The following is a 14,830-nucleotide window of genomic DNA, read 5'->3' as shown; positions in this document are numbered from 1 at the left end:
TGATTGTCCGCATAAATGACCTCGCGCAGAAGAGCCGACGGCGATTAATCTTCGTGCGACAATCGCCACTTGCCCGCAATCATCCGCCAGGAGGCAGCCATGCCCTATCGTCCCAACCCACGTCGTCCCTTGCCCATTCAGCTCAGCGCGTTGCAACTGACCGGCAGTATTGCTCTGGGCATGTGGCTGGGCTTTCTGGCCATCGCCCTGACCTGCTGGCTGATCTCGCGTTTTGTGTTGACCGAGCAACTGGCGCCGGTTGCCCAGGCCGTGCAGCAACTGGCCAAGCCGCCAGCGGCCGTCCAGGTACAACCGGACATACCGCCACAGAGTCCGCTGTTCGAGCAGTACGAAGAGAACCTGCGCAAGAACGAGCAGCAGGCACGCCTGGATCAGGCTCGCGGCAGCAGTCGCAACCAGTCGAATCCGAAATGCCAGTTCTGGCTGCAACAGGACCAGACTGCGCCGAGCGAAAAGAGCCGCGCCAACGTTTTGCAATTCTGCGATTGATCATGAACAAACACACCGTCCACCAACTGATCCTCGACAAACTGCGCGCCGACCTCGACATCGCCGAGCGCGCCGCGCAGACCGCTTATGAAACCGCGACCCACGAAGAAAACATCGCCGAGAACAAGTACGACACCCTCGTACTTGAGGCTTCCTATCTGGCGGCGGGTCAGGCGAAACGCGTCGAGGAAATCCGCCAGTCACTGGCGCTATGCCAGAACCTGACGCTGCGCGCCTACGACGAAAATCGCGGCATCGAGATCGGCGCCCTGCTTGGTCTGGAAGACGAAAAGGGTCGCGAACAATGGCTGTTTCTGGCCCCGGATGCAGCGGGCCTGAAAGTCGATGTGGTGGGTCAGCCGATTACCGTCATCAGCCCACGCTCGCCGCTGGGCAAAAGCCTGCTGGGCAAGCTCGAGGGCGATGAGGTGGAGATTCTGGTGGCAGGCACCCGGCAACAGTTCGCTGTCACCGAGGTGCTTTGAGGCGGGGACTTAGTGGACCGGCAATTCGACGCCGTCGAACAGCTCTTCCAGTTCCTGTTTGTTGTGGCACTGGATGGCTTTGGCCATCACTTCGCGGGTCAGGTGCGGGGCGAACTTCTCGATGAAGTCGCACATGAAACCACGCAGGAACGTACCGCGACGGAAACCGATCTTGGTGATGCTCGACTCGAACAGTTCGCTGGCATCCAGCACCACCAGGTCGTTATCGAGCTTGGTGTCGACCGCCATTTTGGCGACGATGCCCACACCCAGCCCCAGACGCACGTAGGTTTTGATCACGTCGGCGTCGGCGGCGGTAAACACTACTTTCGGCGTCAGGCCACGATGGCTGAAGGCTTCGTCGAGTTTCGAACGGCCGGTGAAACCGAACACGTATGTCACGATCGGATATTCGGCCAGCGCTTCGAGGGTCAGCTTCGGCAACTTGGTCAGCGGGTGGCCCTGAGGCACGACCACGCAACGGTTCCAGCGATAGCAAGGCATCATCACCAGATCACCGAACAGCTCCAGCGCTTCGGTGGCAATGGCGAAATCGACCGTGCCGTCAGCGGCCATCTCGGCGATCTGCATCGGCGACCCTTGGTGCATGTGCAGCGCCACGTCCGGGTATTGCTTGATGAAATTGCTGATCACCGGCGGCAATGCGTAACGTGCCTGGGTGTGGGTGGTGGCGATCGACAGGGTACCTTTCTTCTCGTTGGAGAATTCCTGAGCGATCTGCTTGATGCTTTCGACCTTGCGCAGGATTTCGCCAGCGGTGGTGATGATGCGCTCGCCGGCCGGGGTGACGCGGGTCAGGTGTTTGCCGCTGCGAGCGAACACTTCAACGCCAAGTTCGTCTTCCAGCAGACGGATCTGTTTACTGATACCCGGTTGCGAGGTGTAAAGGCTTTGGGCGGTAGCGGAAACGTTGAGGTCGTGGTGCGCCACTTCCCAGATGTAGCGCAATTGTTGAAGCTTCATATGTATCCCTCAAAGCAGGTAGACGCCACGGGCATCAGCGACGGTATATAACTATATTAATGGTTTGATGAATAAATCTAGAACTTTTTTATCAAAACGCCATTATTCCCGCTTCAGCGATCCCCCCGGCGCCGACGCTCCACCAACGGCACCAGATAGACCGGCACCTTGGCCAATTGCAGGACCCGGGTCGCCGTGCGCCCCAAAGGCGTTTCCGCCCCTACGCCGTGACTGTGAGTGCCTACGATCAACAAATCCACAGAGAGTTTCTGCACCTGGTCGAGAATCACCTGCGCCGGATCGCCCTGCACCACCCGAACCGCGCAAATCCGCTGCAGATCCTGCTCGCCCTCGTCGCCCAGCTCTTCGCGAAAACTGTCCAGCACCCGTTGCTCGATACTGGCGATGACAGTTTTCAGACCCTGACTGTGAAATTCGTTCAATGCCTGTTCGTCGAGATAACTCTGCAACACCGATTCGGCAAACAGCCCCATGGGCTCCACTGCATGCACCACGTACAAGTCGGCATTGAATGTCCGCGCCAGTGCCAGGGCATGCTGCATCACTAACGGTGCGTACAGACCGAGGTCAGTGGCATACAGCATCGAACGAATCATATGACCTCCTCGCGTGCCAACATGGCGGAGATTTGATTCAGCTTAGCAGTGCCTTGGCGACTACGACGTGCGACGCAACGTCTTGAAGCACAGGGGCTTTAGATCGACGTTTCGTTGCTGATGCCATGCGGCACATGGCCGGTGGCGACCACTTCACGGGCGAGCTCGCAGTGCCCGGCCTGATCGTCGAAAAACACGTCGGCGGCAAAGGCTTCGAGGAATGCCGATTTGGTCAGACCGCCGAGGAACAGCGACTCGTCGAGGCGGATATCCCACTCGCGCAAGGTGCGGATCACCCGCTCATGGGCCGGTGCCGAACGCGCGGTGACCAGCGCCGTGCGGATCGGGCAGTCGTCCTCCGGGAACTCGCGTTGCAGCGCATTGAGCGCCGCCAGAAAACCTTTGAACGGCCCACCGCGCAATGGCTCGCGTGCCGACTCGCGTTCCTTCGCCTGGAACGCCTCCAGCCCGCCGGACTGATAAATGCGCTCGGATTCGTCGGAGAACAACACCGCGTCACCGTCGAAGGCGATGCGCAACTCATCACTCGCGGCACGGCTGGCGCCACCAGACAGAATTGTCGCTGCAGCAAATCCGGCATCCAGTGCGGCGCGCACGTCCTCGGCGTGCGTGGACAGAAACAGGTCACAGCCAAAGGCCTTGAGATACGGATACGGGCTGCGTCCGCCGACGAAGGCCGCCCGGGAAATGTCCAGCCCGTAGTGATGAATCGAGTTGAACGCGCGCAGGCCGGTATCGGCACTGTTGCGCGAAACCAGAATCACCTCGACCCGGGCGCGGTCGAGGCGACTGTTGAGGCTCAGGAGTTTTTCCACCAGCGGGAACGCATCGCCAGGGGCGAGAATTTCGTCTTCGTGTTCGATCTGGTATTGCCGATAGGCTTCAACGCCGCTCGACAGGTAGACCTTGTGACTCTCGCTCAGGTCGAACAAGGCGCGAGACGAAATCGCCAGCACCAGTTTGTCATCGATATTCTTGGCCATGCCTTCCCCCCACTCCCGCAAAAAACCGACTCAGGTGTTGCGTCGGTCGATGAAACCCAACGTACGATGCAGCGCATCGATTCGTGGCAATTCACATCCTGCCGCCTTGGCGGCGGCCAATGGCCGGGCGTAAATCGCTTCCAGCTCCAGCGGCCGTTTGTGCAGAAAATCGTGGTACATGCTCGGCCAGTAATCGGGCATTTTCTCGGTCATTGTGAACAAGTACTCGGCGTAACCGGGCGGCATATCGTGACCGCAGGCCTTGGCGCCCTTCACGACTTCAGCCATCAATGCCTGAATCAACGCGCGACTGTCAGCGTCGGCCATCAGCGGCGTGGTACCGGCACCGAGCAACACCGAGAGACCGTTGTAGGGAATATTCCACACCAGTTTCTGCCAGCGCGCCTGTTGCAGATTGGCCATCGCCTGCGAATCGATGCCCGCGGCGCGGAACAGACTGGCGCCCTCTTCAACGAGCGCCATGCGCGCCGCATCGTCCGTCGCCGGGCCGCTGTGATAGCCGACGTTCACCGCCCCCAAGGCCTGATGGGTGATGTGCCCCGGGCCTTCGCGATGCACGCAGATCAGGCACAGACCACCGAGCAGATGCAGGGAGTCGGGCAGCAACTCACGCAAGCTGTCTTCGACGTCCAGACCGTTCTGCAGCACCAGCACTTTCGCGCCGGGCCTGGCCGCGGCAATGATCGCCGGGGCCAGACCCGCGCTGCTGGTGGTCTTGGCGCCGACCAGCAACCAGTCGCAGGCCGGCATGTCCTCGGCCTTGGCATACGCTTGCACCGGGTTCAATGTCAGCGTGCCATGCACGGCACTGTCCACTTGCAACCCCCGCTCGGCCACCGCTGAAAACTCACTGCGCAGTAAAAAGTGCACATCGAAACCGGCCCGCGCCAGCATCAAACCGTAAAACCCGCCAATTGCACCGGTGCCGATAATCCCGATCACCGGTTTGCTGTCTGCTCCCACCATCTATGGCAACTCCTCTGCAATTCGACCCAGCGCCTGCGCCACTGCCGCGTTCAGCGCAGCGGCGCTCAGACGCGTGTGCAATGCCCCAAAGAACTCGCCGTCGCGTACCACAAACAGCGCCGGCAAATGAAAGACCTGATAGCGCTCCACCAGCCCGCCGTTGTTGCCGGCATCGATCCAGCACAGGCGATCCACCGCCAGCGCGAACCCGGGCAACACCTCTCTGGCATAGCGGCAACTGGAACAGCCGACACTGGTGAAAATCACCAGCGAAACACCGCTCATCGCCAGCAGCCGCTGGTCGGCGTCGAAATCGGTCAGCTCGGATTCGACCACTATACTGGGGGAAACAATGTCAAATGGCCGACACAGGGAGTCTGTGCTCATGGGACGTTTCATTCCTCATCCGGACGAAGTGCCGGTTGAATTAACCTTGCTCAAGCCTGAGTGTATTTCCAGGCAACAGCTGCACACTATCAGCCTCGGCGGGATCGCTTGCAATTATCACCGCGCCTGGCGCCACGGCACCGCCCTTGAAGTGCGCTTGCCGACGCTCAATGCCGACCTCTGTTTTCCGGGCTATGTGGCGTGGTGCCTGCGACGCAAAAAGGGCTATCTGGTGGGGATCGCGTTCACTGATGAGCAGACGCTGTTCAGCGCCCGGATGGGCGAACAGGTGTGCCAGATCGAACGTTATTGCCGCATGAACGAGGCCCATGACGACCTGCAGGATATTCAGGCGCTGGCCCTGCAATGGGTCGAACAACACGCCAACGAGTTCTCCCACGACAGCGTGCGCAAGGCTTTTGCCCAGCCAGTGCTGGATTAAAGCGGTGCTTGCCCATTGTCGAGCCGCGTCTGACGCGCTAAGGTTCGGCTCCCCGACGCGCTTAAATCTGCTGTGCTCCGCCGCGCGGGGATCGCTGGCGGCCGGCACCCGTGACCTGACGAGTAAACGATGGCTGATTTACCGATCAACGACCTAAACGTCGCCTCTAACGAGACCCTGATCACTCCCGATCAGCTCAAGCGTGATATCCCTCTGAGCGATGCTGCGCTGCGCACCGTCACCAAGGGCCGCGAAGTCATTCGCAACATTCTTGATGGCACCGACCACCGTCTGTTCGTAGTGATCGGCCCGTGCTCGATCCACGATATCAAGGCTGCCCACGAATACGCCGACCGCCTCAAGGTGCTGGCGGAGGAAGTCTCCGACACCCTGTATCTGGTCATGCGTGTGTATTTCGAGAAGCCACGGACCACCGTCGGCTGGAAAGGCCTGATCAACGATCCGTACCTGGATGACTCGTTCAAGATTCAGGACGGCCTGCACATTGGTCGCCAGTTGCTGCTGGACCTGGCCGAGAAAGGCCTGCCGACCGCCACCGAAGCCCTCGACCCGATCTCCCCGCAGTACCTGCAGGATCTGATCAGTTGGTCGGCCATCGGCGCGCGTACCACCGAATCCCAGACCCACCGTGAAATGGCTTCCGGCCTGTCTTCGGCTGTCGGCTTCAAGAACGGCACCGATGGCGGCCTGACCGTGGCGATCAACGCCTTGCAATCGGTTTCCAGCCCGCACCGCTTCCTCGGTATCAACCAGGAAGGTGGCGTGTCGATCGTCACCACCAAGGGCAACGCCTACGGTCACGTGGTGCTGCGTGGTGGCAACGGCAAGCCGAACTACGATTCGGTCAGCGTCGCCCTGTGCGAGCAGGCGCTGAACAAGGCGAAGATCAAGCCGAACATCATGGTCGATTGCAGCCACGCCAACTCCAACAAGGATCCGGCCCTGCAACCGCTGGTGATGGAGAACGTCGCCAACCAGATCCTCGAAGGCAACCAGTCGATCATTGGCCTGATGGTCGAGAGCCATCTGAACTGGGGCTGCCAGGCCATCCCGAAAGACCTCGCCGACCTGCAATACGGCGTGTCGATCACCGATGCCTGCATCGACTGGTCCGCCACCGAGAACACCCTGCGCAGCATGCACGCCAAGCTCAAGGATGTGCTGCCTAAGCGTCAGCGCAGCTGATCAGCGTTTCGCGGGCATAAAAAAACGCCGGGCATTGCCCGGCGTTTTTGTGTGTAGGGGTAATCAGATTTTCGCAGCGCGCTTCTGATGGCGCTCCATATAGCGCTCGACGTAGGAGCACGACGGAATCACCGTATAACCCATTTCCTCGGCGTACTGCAGCGCGCTTTCGGTCAGCGCTGCCGCGATGCCTCGACCGCGCAGGGCGTTGGGCACGAAGGTGCGGTAGATATCCAGGGTCTGTTTCCCCAGATCCATATAGGTCAGGTAGGCACGATGACCGTCCACATTGGTCTCGAACTGATGACCAGCCTGGTCATGGTGGATGGACAACGCCTCGCTCATCACTACTCCTCGCGGGTCTTGAATTCTGACCCCTACCTTACCGATGTTTTTCCGGCGAAGGAACATCTACGCCACCCCGTGCCTGATGGACACCGAGAAAAGCCACACCGATCTCGCGCAACCGAGCACGTGATAAATAGTAGGCACCATTGGCAAAAATGCTCAAGGTGCGCTCGTCATCGTGCAGGTTGTACGGATAACTCCGATGGGCGTAGTGGCAGGCGCGGGGAACATATCCCGAGGCGCTCACCTGAACATTGCCGGATGTCGAGACTTAAGACGCAGGCTCTTCTTTAAAGTCACCTCAAGAGCGACAAAGATATGTGAGGCGTCATGCAAAATCGGAACAAAAGTGTAGACGAATTCATCTAGGCAGACTTGGTGCAAGACGCCGAAAACAGCACATGACAGCGGGAACTTTTTCTCATTAACTCGCTCAGGCAGGGGCTTGCAGCTGGATATTTTTTAATCAGCCCCGTTAAAAGTTGCTCGAAAAAGAATCAACGCCTACAATTTTTTTTGCTTCTTGCGCTACGTCAGTTTACTTACTACAAGTAATGGGTAGTATGTACGCCGGCTATTTCCTCAATCGGAGGAGAAAGCCACTTAATTGAAAGTCCTTGAAGGGGAACACGATGAACAACGTTCTGAAATTCTCTGCTCTGGCTCTGGCCGCAGTTCTGGCTACCGGTTGCAGCAGCGCATCGAAAGAAACCGAAGCACGTCTGACCGCTACTGAAGACGCAGCTGCTCGCGCCCAGGCTCGTGCAGACGAAGCATACCGTAAAGCTGATGAAGCTCTGGCTGCTGCTCAAAAAGCACAACAGACTGCTGACGAAGCTAACGAGCGTGCTCTGCGTATGCTGGACAAAGCTAGCCGCAAGTAATAATCCCTCGGGATTGTTATCAAGCCGACCCAGTTTCTGGGTCGGCTTTTTTGTGCCTGCAGCTTTTGTCCGGACAATAAAAAACCCGCCGACGCTTCTTGCATCGGCGGGTCTGGGTCGGCCTTATTGCTGCAGGTCGATCGGCGCACTCGAGACAATCGGAGCCGAGGTATTCGGCGTGCCGATTTCGGTTGGCAAACCGTCTTCGGCCGCCACCACATCACGTACCACATCCCAGTTCACGCGCAGATTGTTGGTCACGTCTTCGCGCTTGAGCATCGCGTTGATCACCGCGGTGTGCTTGTCGACTACCGACGGATTGCCCTTGTCGTCGATTGGCGTGTGCGCTTCCAGATAGACCTTGCCACCACTGCTGCCGAACTTGTACGCGTCATTGAGGATGCGCACCGAAGTCCCGACCGGCACCATGGCCGCCATTTCCAGGACGTTGTTGTTGAACATCCGGAAGCAGCCGTGGCTGGTGCGCATGCCGATGCCGAACTTCTTGTTCGAGCCGTGGATCAGGTAGCCCGGGGTGCCCAGGGTGAACTTGAACGGGCCCAGCGGATTGTCAGGACCGGCCGGCACCACGTTCGGCAGCGGATCACCATCGGCGGCGTGCTCGGCCTTGATCGACGCAGGAGGGGTCCAGGTCGGGTTCGGCGTCTTGGCGGTGATCGAGGTATGCGCGATTGGCGAACCCCAACCTTCACGGCCGATACCCAGCGGGAAGGTGTACACCACGTTCCGGCCTTTCGGGTAGTAGTAGAGACGGTATTCGGCGAGGTTGATCACGATGCCCTCGCGCGGCCCCGGCGGCAGAATGAACCGCGTCGGCAGAACGATTTCAGTACCGGCGCCCGGCAGCCAGGCATCGACACCCGGGTTGGCCGCGACCATTTCCGAATAGCCCAGGTCGTACTTGGTCCCCAGGTCAGCGAAGGTGTCTTCGTACTTGGCCTTGATCACCTGCACCTGACCGATGATGTCCTCACCAGGCGGTGGCAGGGGAAACTCCAATGCAGCAACGGGACCGGCCACACACAGGGCGGCAAGTGACAGGCAGCGGGTGACGGCAGGAAAGCGCGGCAACATCCGGAAAATCCTTCGCATGATCAACAAGGGGTATAAGGGCGCGATTGTACACCGCACCTCGGGAATTCGGGGAGATGCGCCGATGGGCAGCCAGAAGTCTTCATGCAGGCGCTGCCGCAGGCTGCGATCTATTGGTCCTAAAGCTCGAAACGCAACTCAGGCCAGATCGGCGAGGTGCCACGTTTTTGCGACTCGAGAATCGCCCGGCACAACGAACACAGACGCTGATCCTGGAACACCCGGCGATCGACGCTGGACCAGCGCGGCTGCGCCGGCAACAGACTGCCGCACAACGTACGGTCGGCCGAGCCTCCGAGTTCGAGCTGACGGGTCACCAGATGCACCCGCACTTCCTGGCAGGCGAACAGATCCAGCTGTTCGTCAGGCTCGATCAGTTGGTAGGCAAACAGGGACCAGGCAGGACGCGGCATCGGGGGCTCCAAATAAGGGGGCGCCACATTAGCCGAAAGCCTGCCACTAGAAAAGCCTCATAACAGCGGTTTTAGCGTCGGCCAGACATTTTCCAGCAACTTGCCCTGAGCCCCGACTGCCGGGTGCAGACCATCGGCCTGCATCAGCTCGGGATGCCCGCCCACGCCTTCGAGGAAAAACGGTACCAGCGGGATGTTTTTCTCGTCCGCAAGTTTGCCGTAGACCTCGGCAAAGGCCTCGGTGTAACGCTTGCCGTAGTTCGGCGGCAATTGCATGCCGAGCAGGAGCACCTTGGCACCGGTCTGGCGCGAGCGGTCGATCATTGCCGCAAGGTTTTGTTGCAATTGCGTTGGCGGCATTCCGCGCAGGCCGTCATTGCCGCCCAATTCGAGGATCACCAGTTCCGGCTTATGCTCTGCAAGCAGCGCCGGCAGGCGCGCCTGGCCTCCGGCACTGGTGTCACCGCTGATGGAGGCATTGACCACTTTGTCGTCAAAACCTTCAGCCTTGAGCCGTTGCTCGAGCAGCGATACCCACCCCAGGCGGGTATCCAGTCCGAAACCGGCGCTGATACTATCGCCAACGATCAGGACAGTACCCGCCGCTGCGTTCTGGGCCATGCACATCAAGGCCAGGCCAGCACTCAAAAACCACACACGCATCGGATTCTCCATGGGCGCAAGCATTCTCACCGCGAAGAACCTCAGCAAAGTGGTTCCCAGCGCGGAAGGTGAACTGACTATCCTGCACGAACTCAGCCTGGAACTGAACCAGGGCGACAGCCTGGCCATCGTCGGCGCGTCCGGTTCCGGCAAATCCACCCTGCTCGGCCTGCTCGCCGGCCTCGATTTGCCGAGCAGCGGCGAAGTCATTCTCGCCGGACAAGGCCTGAGCAGTCTCGACGAGGACCAGCGCGCGCGCATCCGTGCCGAGCACGTAGGCTTCGTCTTTCAGTCGTTCCAGTTGCTCGACAGCCTCAACGCGCTGGAAAACGTCATGCTGCCGCTGGAACTCGATGGCCGCAAGGACGCCCGTGAGCGCGCCACTGAATTGTTGCAGCGCGTCGGCCTCGGCCAGCGCCTGACGCACTCGCCGCGCCAGCTCTCCGGTGGTGAACAACAGCGCATTGCGATTGCCCGGGCCTTCGCTGCCGAGCCCGACGTGCTGTTCGCCGACGAACCCACCGGCAACCTCGACAGCCACACCGGCGAGCGCATCAGCGACTTGCTGTTCGAACTGAACAAGGAACGCGGCACTACTCTGGTGCTGGTGACCCACGACGAACGCCTGGCCCATCGCTGCCGGCGCCTGATCCGACTTGAAGCCGGGCTGCTGGTCGCCCCTCTGGAGCCTTGATGGCACGTCTGCCGCTCTTGCGCCTGTTCAGTCTCGCCCTTCGCCAATTGCTGCGCGATGCTCGCGCCGGCGAACTTCGCGTGTTGTTCTTCGCCCTGCTGGTGGCGGTGGCCGCGAGTACCGCAATCGGTTACTTCGGCGCCCGTCTCAACGGCGCAATGATGCTGCGCGCCACCGAGTTCCTTGGCGCCGACCTGGTCCTCGAAGGCAGTTCGCCGGCCCGCGACAAACAGATTCGCAGCGGCACCGAGCTGCGTTTGAATCATGCACAGGTGGTGGAGTTTTCCAGCGTCGTCGCCACTGACAACGGCATTCAGTTATCGAGCATCAAAGCCGTCGACCGCGCTTATCCACTGCGCGGCGAACTGAAAAGTGCCCCGGCGCCGCTTGCCGCCGAGACAACCGGCGGCGAACCGCAACCCGGTGAAGCGTGGGTCGAGGCACGCTTGCTGACCGCCCTGGACCTGAAAATCGGCGACAGCATCGACGTCGGCATGAAAACGCTGAAACTGACCCGCGTGCTGACCTACGAACCGGATCGCGCCGGCAACTTCTACAGCTTAACGCCTCGGGTGATGATCAACCTCGACGACCTTGCCGCCACCGGCGTGGTACAGCCCGGCAGCCGCGTCAGCTACCGCGAGCTGTGGCGCGGCGAACCGCAGGCGCTGGAAACCTATCGGCAATTGCTCAAACCGGGCCTGGCCGCCAATCAGCGCATTCAGGATGCGCGTGACGGCAACCGGCAGATTGGCGGCGCATTGGGCAAGGCCGAGCGCTACCTGAACATGGCCAGTCTGGTCGCGGTACTGCTGGCCGGCGTGGCCGTGGCACTGTCTGCAAACCGCTTTGCCAGTCGCCGCTTCGATGCCAGTGCCTTGCTGCGCTGCCTCGGTTTGTCGCGTCGAGAAACCATGCTGTTGTTCAGTATTCAACTGAGCGTACTGGGTTTGTTCGCCGCCCTCAGTGGCGCGGTGCTTGGCTGGCTGGCACAACTGGGGCTGTTTGCCCTGCTGCATGATCTGCTGCCCGCGGATATCCCGCCAGGCGGCCTGTTTCCGGCGATGGCCGGCATCGGTACGGGACTGGTCGCACTCGCCGGTTTCGCCCTGCCACCGCTTGCTGCGCTGGGTCGGGTGCCTCCACTGCGCGTGCTGCGCCGTGACATGCTGCCGATTCCGTCGAGTACCTGGATGGTCTATGGCGCGGCACTGGGCGCACTGGGTCTGATCATGTGGCGCCTGAGTCTGGATCTGTTGCTGACTTTCGCCCTGCTGGGCGGCGGTGTAATCGCGGCGCTGGTATTGGGTGGTTTGCTGTTGTTGCTGCTCAACAGCCTGCGACGGATGCTCGCCCGTGCGCCGCTGCCGTGGCGCCTCGGTCTGGGTCAGTTGTTGCGTCATCCGCTGGCGGCGGCCGGGCAGGCGCTGGCGTTCGGTCTGATCCTGTTGTCGATGGCATTGATCGCTCTGCTGCGCGGCGAGCTGCTCGACACCTGGCAAAACCAGTTGCCGAAAAACGCACCGAATTACTTTGCCCTGAACATCCTGCCAGCGGACAAACAAGCCTTCACCGACCACCTGATCAAAGTCTCGGCTCAAGCGGCACCGTTGTACCCAGTGGTGCCGGGACGGCTGATCAGCATCAACGGCGAACCGGTGCAGCAGATCGTCAGCAAGGATTCCGCCGGCGACCGCGCAGTGCAACGCGACTTGAGCCTGACCTGGGCCGCAGACTTGCCGGCCGGCAACACGCTCACCGCCGGTGTGTGGTGGACCGGGCAACCCTCGGAAGACATACCGGGCGTGTCGGTGGAAGGCAAAGTCGCCGAAAGCCTCAAGCTCAAACTCGGCGATCGCATGGTGTTCAGCGTGGGCGGGGTCAATCGTGAAGCCAGGGTCACCAGTCTGCGCGAAATCAATTGGGACAACTTTCAGCCGAACTTCTTCATGATCTTCCAGCCCGGCACCCTGAGGGATCTGCCGGCGACTTACCTGACCAGTTTCTATCTGGCACCCGGTCACGATCAGCAGATTGTCGAACTGTCACGGGCATTCCCGGCGGTGACCATCCTTCAGGTCGAAGCTCTGCTGGAACAGCTGCGCAGCATCCTCGCCCAGGTCACCCTGGCGGTGGAATACGTGTTGTTATTTGTGCTGGCGGCGGGGATGGCGGTGCTGTTCTCTGGCTTGCAAGCCACGCTGGACGAGCGCATTCGCCAAGGCGCGTTGTTACGCGCACTGGGCGCGCAACGGCAGTTGCTGGTCAAGGCGCGGCGTATCGAGTTCGGTCTGCTCGGCGCGGTCAGCGGTTTGCTGGCGGCCATCGGTTCGGAAGTCGTGAGTCTGGTGTTGTATCGCTTTGCCTTCGATCTGCCATGGCATCCGCATCCATGGCTGCTGGTGCTGCCATTGATTGGCGCCGCACTGATTGGCGGTGCCGGCGTGTTCGGCACGCGTCGAGCACTGAATGCGAGTCCGCTGACAGTCTTACGCGAGGGTTGATAGACTCCAGCCTTCGTCACCACAAGAAGTTGCCATGAGCCGTTATCGCCCTCCCCGCACCGCCGGCACCGCGCTGATCACCCCTGAAGGTGAAGCGCGGATGCGCGCCGAATTCCATGAACTGTGGCATGTGCGCCGCCCGCAAGTGACGCAGGCAGTCAGCGAGGCAGCGGCGCAGGGTGATCGTTCGGAAAACGCCGAGTACACCTACGGCAAGAAAATGCTGCGCGAGATCGACAGCCGCGTGCGTTTTCTCACCAAGCGACTCGAAGCACTGAAGGTCGTCAGCGAAAAACCCAGCGATCCGAACAAGGTGTACTTCGGTGCCTGGGTGACCATCGAGGACGAAGACGGCAAGCAGTCGCGCTACCGCATCGTCGGCCCGGATGAACTGGATCTGAAACTGGGTCTGATCAGCATTGACTCACCGCTGGCTCGTGCCTTGATCGGCAAGGCGCTGGACGCCGAGGTTCGGGTGCAGACGCCAACCGGTGAGCAGTTTGTCTATATCGTGGCGATCGACTATCCCTGAGCGTTTCAGCGGCGGGTGATCAAACCCTGCCGTGCAACGCGGGTCAGTTGCTTGATCATTTCCGGAGCGTCTTCAGCGCTTGGTGCCTGAATCACGGCGAGGTCAAAACTGTCACTGGCAAAGCGCGCCAGCGACTCGCCGTCTTCAACGAACTGGATCAGGAACGCGGCAGGACCGCCGCTGCGACGTGGCCAGCCATCGAGATAACGCAACAGCGTCGGCTGGTGTTTGCCGCCAAGCAGGATTTTTGGATTGCGTTGGGTGATATGTGCCGTGATCGGCGCGGGACGTGCTGGAGGGCGTAGTGCATTCATCGTGTCGTGTCTCTGCCTCAAAAGTCTGCATGGCAGGTGAGAGGCAACACCGAACCAGCGCTTTAGCGGTATTTCGAAGCCCTGTTCCGGCTTCTGACGGCAACTGTCTGAGTCACCTGGCGCCCCGCAAGTAGCTGTTTAAATCGGCGCATGAGCAACATCCTAGAGAACGTGACCGATGAGTGTCAAGAATCAGCCACAACAAAAAAAGGCCCGCACAATGCGGGCCTTTTGCTTGATCCAGAGCGCTCAACCGGCGATGGCGCGATCCACCGACAGCTTGCCGGCGCCTTCGATCATCACCGCGAGGCTGCCACCGAGCAACGCCAGGGCGAACTCGTAACCGTTGTTGGCCATGAACAGACCGTTGCTGATGTGCACGGTGAAGATCGCCACCAGCGACAGGAAGGTCAGACCCAGCGCCGCCGGGCGCGCCAGCAGGCCGATAATCAACGCCAGACCGGCAAAAAACTCAGTACCGCCGGCCAGCGTGGCCATCAGGTAACCCGGGTGCAGACCGATGCTGTCCATGTACTGCGCGGTGCCTGCCAGACCGTAACCGCCAAACAGACCAAAGAGTTTTTGCGAACCGTGGGCGGCGAAGATCACGCCGACCGCGATGCGCAGAATGGTCAGGCCGTAACCGGCGCGGGTGAACAGAACCTTGTTGATCAGTGAGCTCATGGGGCATTCCTTGTTTTGCGAGAAGTGTGTTGGGATTGGCCGCTATATTAATCAGTTAA

The 14,830-nt window shown here is 60.4% G+C and carries 19 protein-coding genes; 8 read left to right on the top strand and 11 right to left on the bottom strand.

Translation table 11 applies throughout. The features are described 5' to 3' along the window. Positions 1–99 precede the first annotated feature (99 nt). Complete coding sequence (locus KVQ82_RS09965) at positions 100–510, top strand: hypothetical protein (protein WP_222018756.1); 411 nt, start codon at positions 100–102, stop codon at positions 508–510. 2 nt (positions 511–512) lie between these two features. Then, a complete protein-coding gene (locus tag KVQ82_RS09960) occupies positions 513–995 on the top strand; it encodes a GreA/GreB family elongation factor (RefSeq protein ID WP_222018755.1) in 483 nt (160 codons plus the stop codon). A 9-nt stretch (positions 996–1,004) separates the two neighbouring features. On the opposite strand, the gene cysB is transcribed toward KVQ82_RS09960, so the two are convergent. The 5 genes from cysB to KVQ82_RS09935 form a co-directional block, all read right to left on the bottom strand. Next, on the bottom strand, positions 1,005–1,979 hold the full coding sequence (gene cysB / locus KVQ82_RS09955; protein ID WP_007908591.1) for an HTH-type transcriptional regulator CysB: 975 nt from the start codon (positions 1,977–1,979) through the stop codon (positions 1,005–1,007). A 113-nt stretch (positions 1,980–2,092) separates the two neighbouring features. Further along, on the bottom strand, positions 2,093–2,596 hold the full coding sequence (locus tag KVQ82_RS09950) for a universal stress protein (RefSeq protein WP_041069532.1): 504 nt from the start codon (positions 2,594–2,596) through the stop codon (positions 2,093–2,095). Positions 2,597–2,694: 98 nt separating this feature from the next. Further along, positions 2,695–3,600: a 5'-nucleotidase gene (locus tag KVQ82_RS09945; protein ID WP_041069529.1), complete on the bottom strand. Its 906-nt coding sequence runs from the start codon at positions 3,598–3,600 to the stop codon at positions 2,695–2,697. 30 nt (positions 3,601–3,630) lie between these two features. Next, on the bottom strand, positions 3,631–4,587 hold the full coding sequence (locus KVQ82_RS09940) for a putative 2-dehydropantoate 2-reductase (RefSeq protein ID WP_222018754.1): 957 nt from the start codon (positions 4,585–4,587) through the stop codon (positions 3,631–3,633). Then, positions 4,588–4,974 (bottom strand): co-chaperone YbbN, encoded by a 387-nt coding sequence (locus KVQ82_RS09935; protein WP_222018753.1) that lies wholly within the window; start codon positions 4,972–4,974, stop codon positions 4,588–4,590. It abuts the gene before it with no gap. On the opposite strand from KVQ82_RS09935, the gene KVQ82_RS09930 reads away from it, so the two are divergent. Further along, positions 4,973–5,416, top strand: a complete 444-nt coding sequence (locus KVQ82_RS09930; RefSeq protein WP_041069521.1) for a PilZ domain-containing protein — start codon at positions 4,973–4,975, stop codon at positions 5,414–5,416. The two genes, KVQ82_RS09935 and KVQ82_RS09930, sit on opposite strands and share 2 nt — an antisense overlap. A 129-nt stretch (positions 5,417–5,545) precedes the next feature. Continuing rightward, on the top strand, positions 5,546–6,622 hold the full coding sequence (locus tag KVQ82_RS09925) for a 3-deoxy-7-phosphoheptulonate synthase (protein ID WP_003226802.1): 1,077 nt from the start codon (positions 5,546–5,548) through the stop codon (positions 6,620–6,622). 63 nt (positions 6,623–6,685) lie between these two features. Here the strand turns inward: KVQ82_RS09925 and KVQ82_RS09920 are convergent, their stop codons facing one another. Continuing rightward, entirely contained in the window at positions 6,686–6,967 is a 282-nt protein-coding gene (locus KVQ82_RS09920; RefSeq protein WP_025113131.1) for a GNAT family N-acetyltransferase, read from the bottom strand. A 635-nt stretch (positions 6,968–7,602) separates the two neighbouring features. On the opposite strand from KVQ82_RS09920, the gene oprI reads away from it, so the two are divergent. After that, positions 7,603–7,854 (top strand): outer membrane lipoprotei OprI, encoded by a 252-nt coding sequence (gene oprI, locus KVQ82_RS09915; RefSeq protein ID WP_025113130.1) that lies wholly within the window; start codon positions 7,603–7,605, stop codon positions 7,852–7,854. Between the two features lie 123 nt (positions 7,855–7,977). Here oprI and KVQ82_RS09910 read toward each other — a convergent pair whose 3' ends face one another. From KVQ82_RS09910 to KVQ82_RS09900, 3 genes are all read right to left on the bottom strand, one after another. Next, a complete protein-coding gene (locus KVQ82_RS09910; RefSeq protein ID WP_041069516.1) occupies positions 7,978–8,949 on the bottom strand; it encodes a L,D-transpeptidase family protein in 972 nt (323 codons plus the stop codon). Between the two features lie 137 nt (positions 8,950–9,086). After that, positions 9,087–9,380 carry a hypothetical protein gene (locus tag KVQ82_RS09905; protein ID WP_003226812.1) on the bottom strand — a complete coding sequence of 98 codons (294 nt, stop codon included), beginning with the start codon at positions 9,378–9,380 and terminating at the stop codon, positions 9,087–9,089. A 57-nt stretch (positions 9,381–9,437) separates the two neighbouring features. Next, on the bottom strand, positions 9,438–10,043 hold the full coding sequence (locus tag KVQ82_RS09900) for an arylesterase (protein ID WP_108183411.1): 606 nt from the start codon (positions 10,041–10,043) through the stop codon (positions 9,438–9,440). Between the two features lie 10 nt (positions 10,044–10,053). Here KVQ82_RS09900 and KVQ82_RS09895 point away from each other — a divergent pair, with 10 nt between their 5' ends. From KVQ82_RS09895 to greB, 3 genes are read left to right on the top strand one after another with little or no spacing between them, the layout of a single operon-like run. Beyond that, on the top strand, positions 10,054–10,737 hold the full coding sequence (locus KVQ82_RS09895; RefSeq protein WP_222018752.1) for an ABC transporter ATP-binding protein: 684 nt from the start codon (positions 10,054–10,056) through the stop codon (positions 10,735–10,737). After that, the gene (locus KVQ82_RS09890; protein ID WP_222018751.1) at positions 10,737–13,241 is read left to right on the top strand and encodes an ABC transporter permease; all 2,505 of its coding nucleotides are present in this window, start codon (positions 10,737–10,739) and stop codon (positions 13,239–13,241) included. The genes KVQ82_RS09895 and KVQ82_RS09890 overlap by 1 nt, the downstream gene beginning before the upstream one ends. 34 nt (positions 13,242–13,275) lie before the next feature. After that, positions 13,276–13,773, top strand: coding sequence for a transcription elongation factor GreB (greB, locus tag KVQ82_RS09885; protein WP_007964774.1), 498 nt, complete (start codon positions 13,276–13,278; stop codon positions 13,771–13,773). A gap of 5 nt (positions 13,774–13,778) precedes the next feature. On the opposite strand, the gene KVQ82_RS09880 is transcribed toward greB, so the two are convergent. Continuing rightward, a complete protein-coding gene (locus tag KVQ82_RS09880; protein ID WP_003226820.1) occupies positions 13,779–14,087 on the bottom strand; it encodes a hypothetical protein in 309 nt (102 codons plus the stop codon). A 249-nt stretch (positions 14,088–14,336) separates the two neighbouring features. Beyond that, the gene (locus tag KVQ82_RS09875; protein WP_041069491.1) at positions 14,337–14,771 is read right to left on the bottom strand and encodes a DoxX family protein; all 435 of its coding nucleotides are present in this window, start codon (positions 14,769–14,771) and stop codon (positions 14,337–14,339) included. Positions 14,772–14,830 lie beyond the last annotated feature (59 nt).

Origin of the sequence: Pseudomonas sp. AO-1 (assembly GCF_019775695.1) — a bacterium.
Classification (GTDB): Bacteria; Pseudomonadota; Gammaproteobacteria; order Pseudomonadales; family Pseudomonadaceae; genus Aquipseudomonas; species Aquipseudomonas parakoreensis.
This window is presented reverse-complemented; position numbering and strand designations above follow the sequence as displayed.

What these genes read in the sequence shown, in the direction of transcription:
- KVQ82_RS09930 (WP_041069521.1), top strand. Translation starts at nt 4,973, where the DNA reads ATGGGACGTTTCATTCCTCATCCGGACGAAGTGCCGGTTGAATTAACC.
- KVQ82_RS09950 (WP_041069532.1), bottom strand. Translation starts at nt 2,596, where the DNA reads ATGATTCGTTCGATGCTGTATGCCACTGACCTCGGTCTGTACGCACCG.
- KVQ82_RS09940 (WP_222018754.1), bottom strand. Translation starts at nt 4,587, where the DNA reads ATGGTGGGAGCAGACAGCAAACCGGTGATCGGGATTATCGGCACCGGT.
- KVQ82_RS09900 (WP_108183411.1), bottom strand. Translation starts at nt 10,043, where the DNA reads ATGCGTGTGTGGTTTTTGAGTGCTGGCCTGGCCTTGATGTGCATGGCC.
- KVQ82_RS09895 (WP_222018752.1), top strand. Translation starts at nt 10,054, where the DNA reads ATGGGCGCAAGCATTCTCACCGCGAAGAACCTCAGCAAAGTGGTTCCC.
- KVQ82_RS09960 (WP_222018755.1), top strand. Translation starts at nt 513, where the DNA reads ATGAACAAACACACCGTCCACCAACTGATCCTCGACAAACTGCGCGCC.
- cysB (WP_007908591.1), bottom strand. Translation starts at nt 1,979, where the DNA reads ATGAAGCTTCAACAATTGCGCTACATCTGGGAAGTGGCGCACCACGAC.
- oprI (WP_025113130.1), top strand. Translation starts at nt 7,603, where the DNA reads ATGAACAACGTTCTGAAATTCTCTGCTCTGGCTCTGGCCGCAGTTCTG.
- KVQ82_RS09890 (WP_222018751.1), top strand. Translation starts at nt 10,737, where the DNA reads ATGGCACGTCTGCCGCTCTTGCGCCTGTTCAGTCTCGCCCTTCGCCAA.
- KVQ82_RS09925 (WP_003226802.1), top strand. Translation starts at nt 5,546, where the DNA reads ATGGCTGATTTACCGATCAACGACCTAAACGTCGCCTCTAACGAGACC.
- KVQ82_RS09920 (WP_025113131.1), bottom strand. Translation starts at nt 6,967, where the DNA reads ATGAGCGAGGCGTTGTCCATCCACCATGACCAGGCTGGTCATCAGTTC.
- KVQ82_RS09965 (WP_222018756.1), top strand. Translation starts at nt 100, where the DNA reads ATGCCCTATCGTCCCAACCCACGTCGTCCCTTGCCCATTCAGCTCAGC.
- KVQ82_RS09905 (WP_003226812.1), bottom strand. Translation starts at nt 9,380, where the DNA reads ATGCCGCGTCCTGCCTGGTCCCTGTTTGCCTACCAACTGATCGAGCCT.
- KVQ82_RS09945 (WP_041069529.1), bottom strand. Translation starts at nt 3,600, where the DNA reads ATGGCCAAGAATATCGATGACAAACTGGTGCTGGCGATTTCGTCTCGC.
- KVQ82_RS09880 (WP_003226820.1), bottom strand. Translation starts at nt 14,087, where the DNA reads ATGAATGCACTACGCCCTCCAGCACGTCCCGCGCCGATCACGGCACAT.
- greB (WP_007964774.1), top strand. Translation starts at nt 13,276, where the DNA reads ATGAGCCGTTATCGCCCTCCCCGCACCGCCGGCACCGCGCTGATCACC.
- KVQ82_RS09935 (WP_222018753.1), bottom strand. Translation starts at nt 4,974, where the DNA reads ATGAGCACAGACTCCCTGTGTCGGCCATTTGACATTGTTTCCCCCAGT.
- KVQ82_RS09910 (WP_041069516.1), bottom strand. Translation starts at nt 8,949, where the DNA reads ATGTTGCCGCGCTTTCCTGCCGTCACCCGCTGCCTGTCACTTGCCGCC.
- KVQ82_RS09875 (WP_041069491.1), bottom strand. Translation starts at nt 14,771, where the DNA reads ATGAGCTCACTGATCAACAAGGTTCTGTTCACCCGCGCCGGTTACGGC.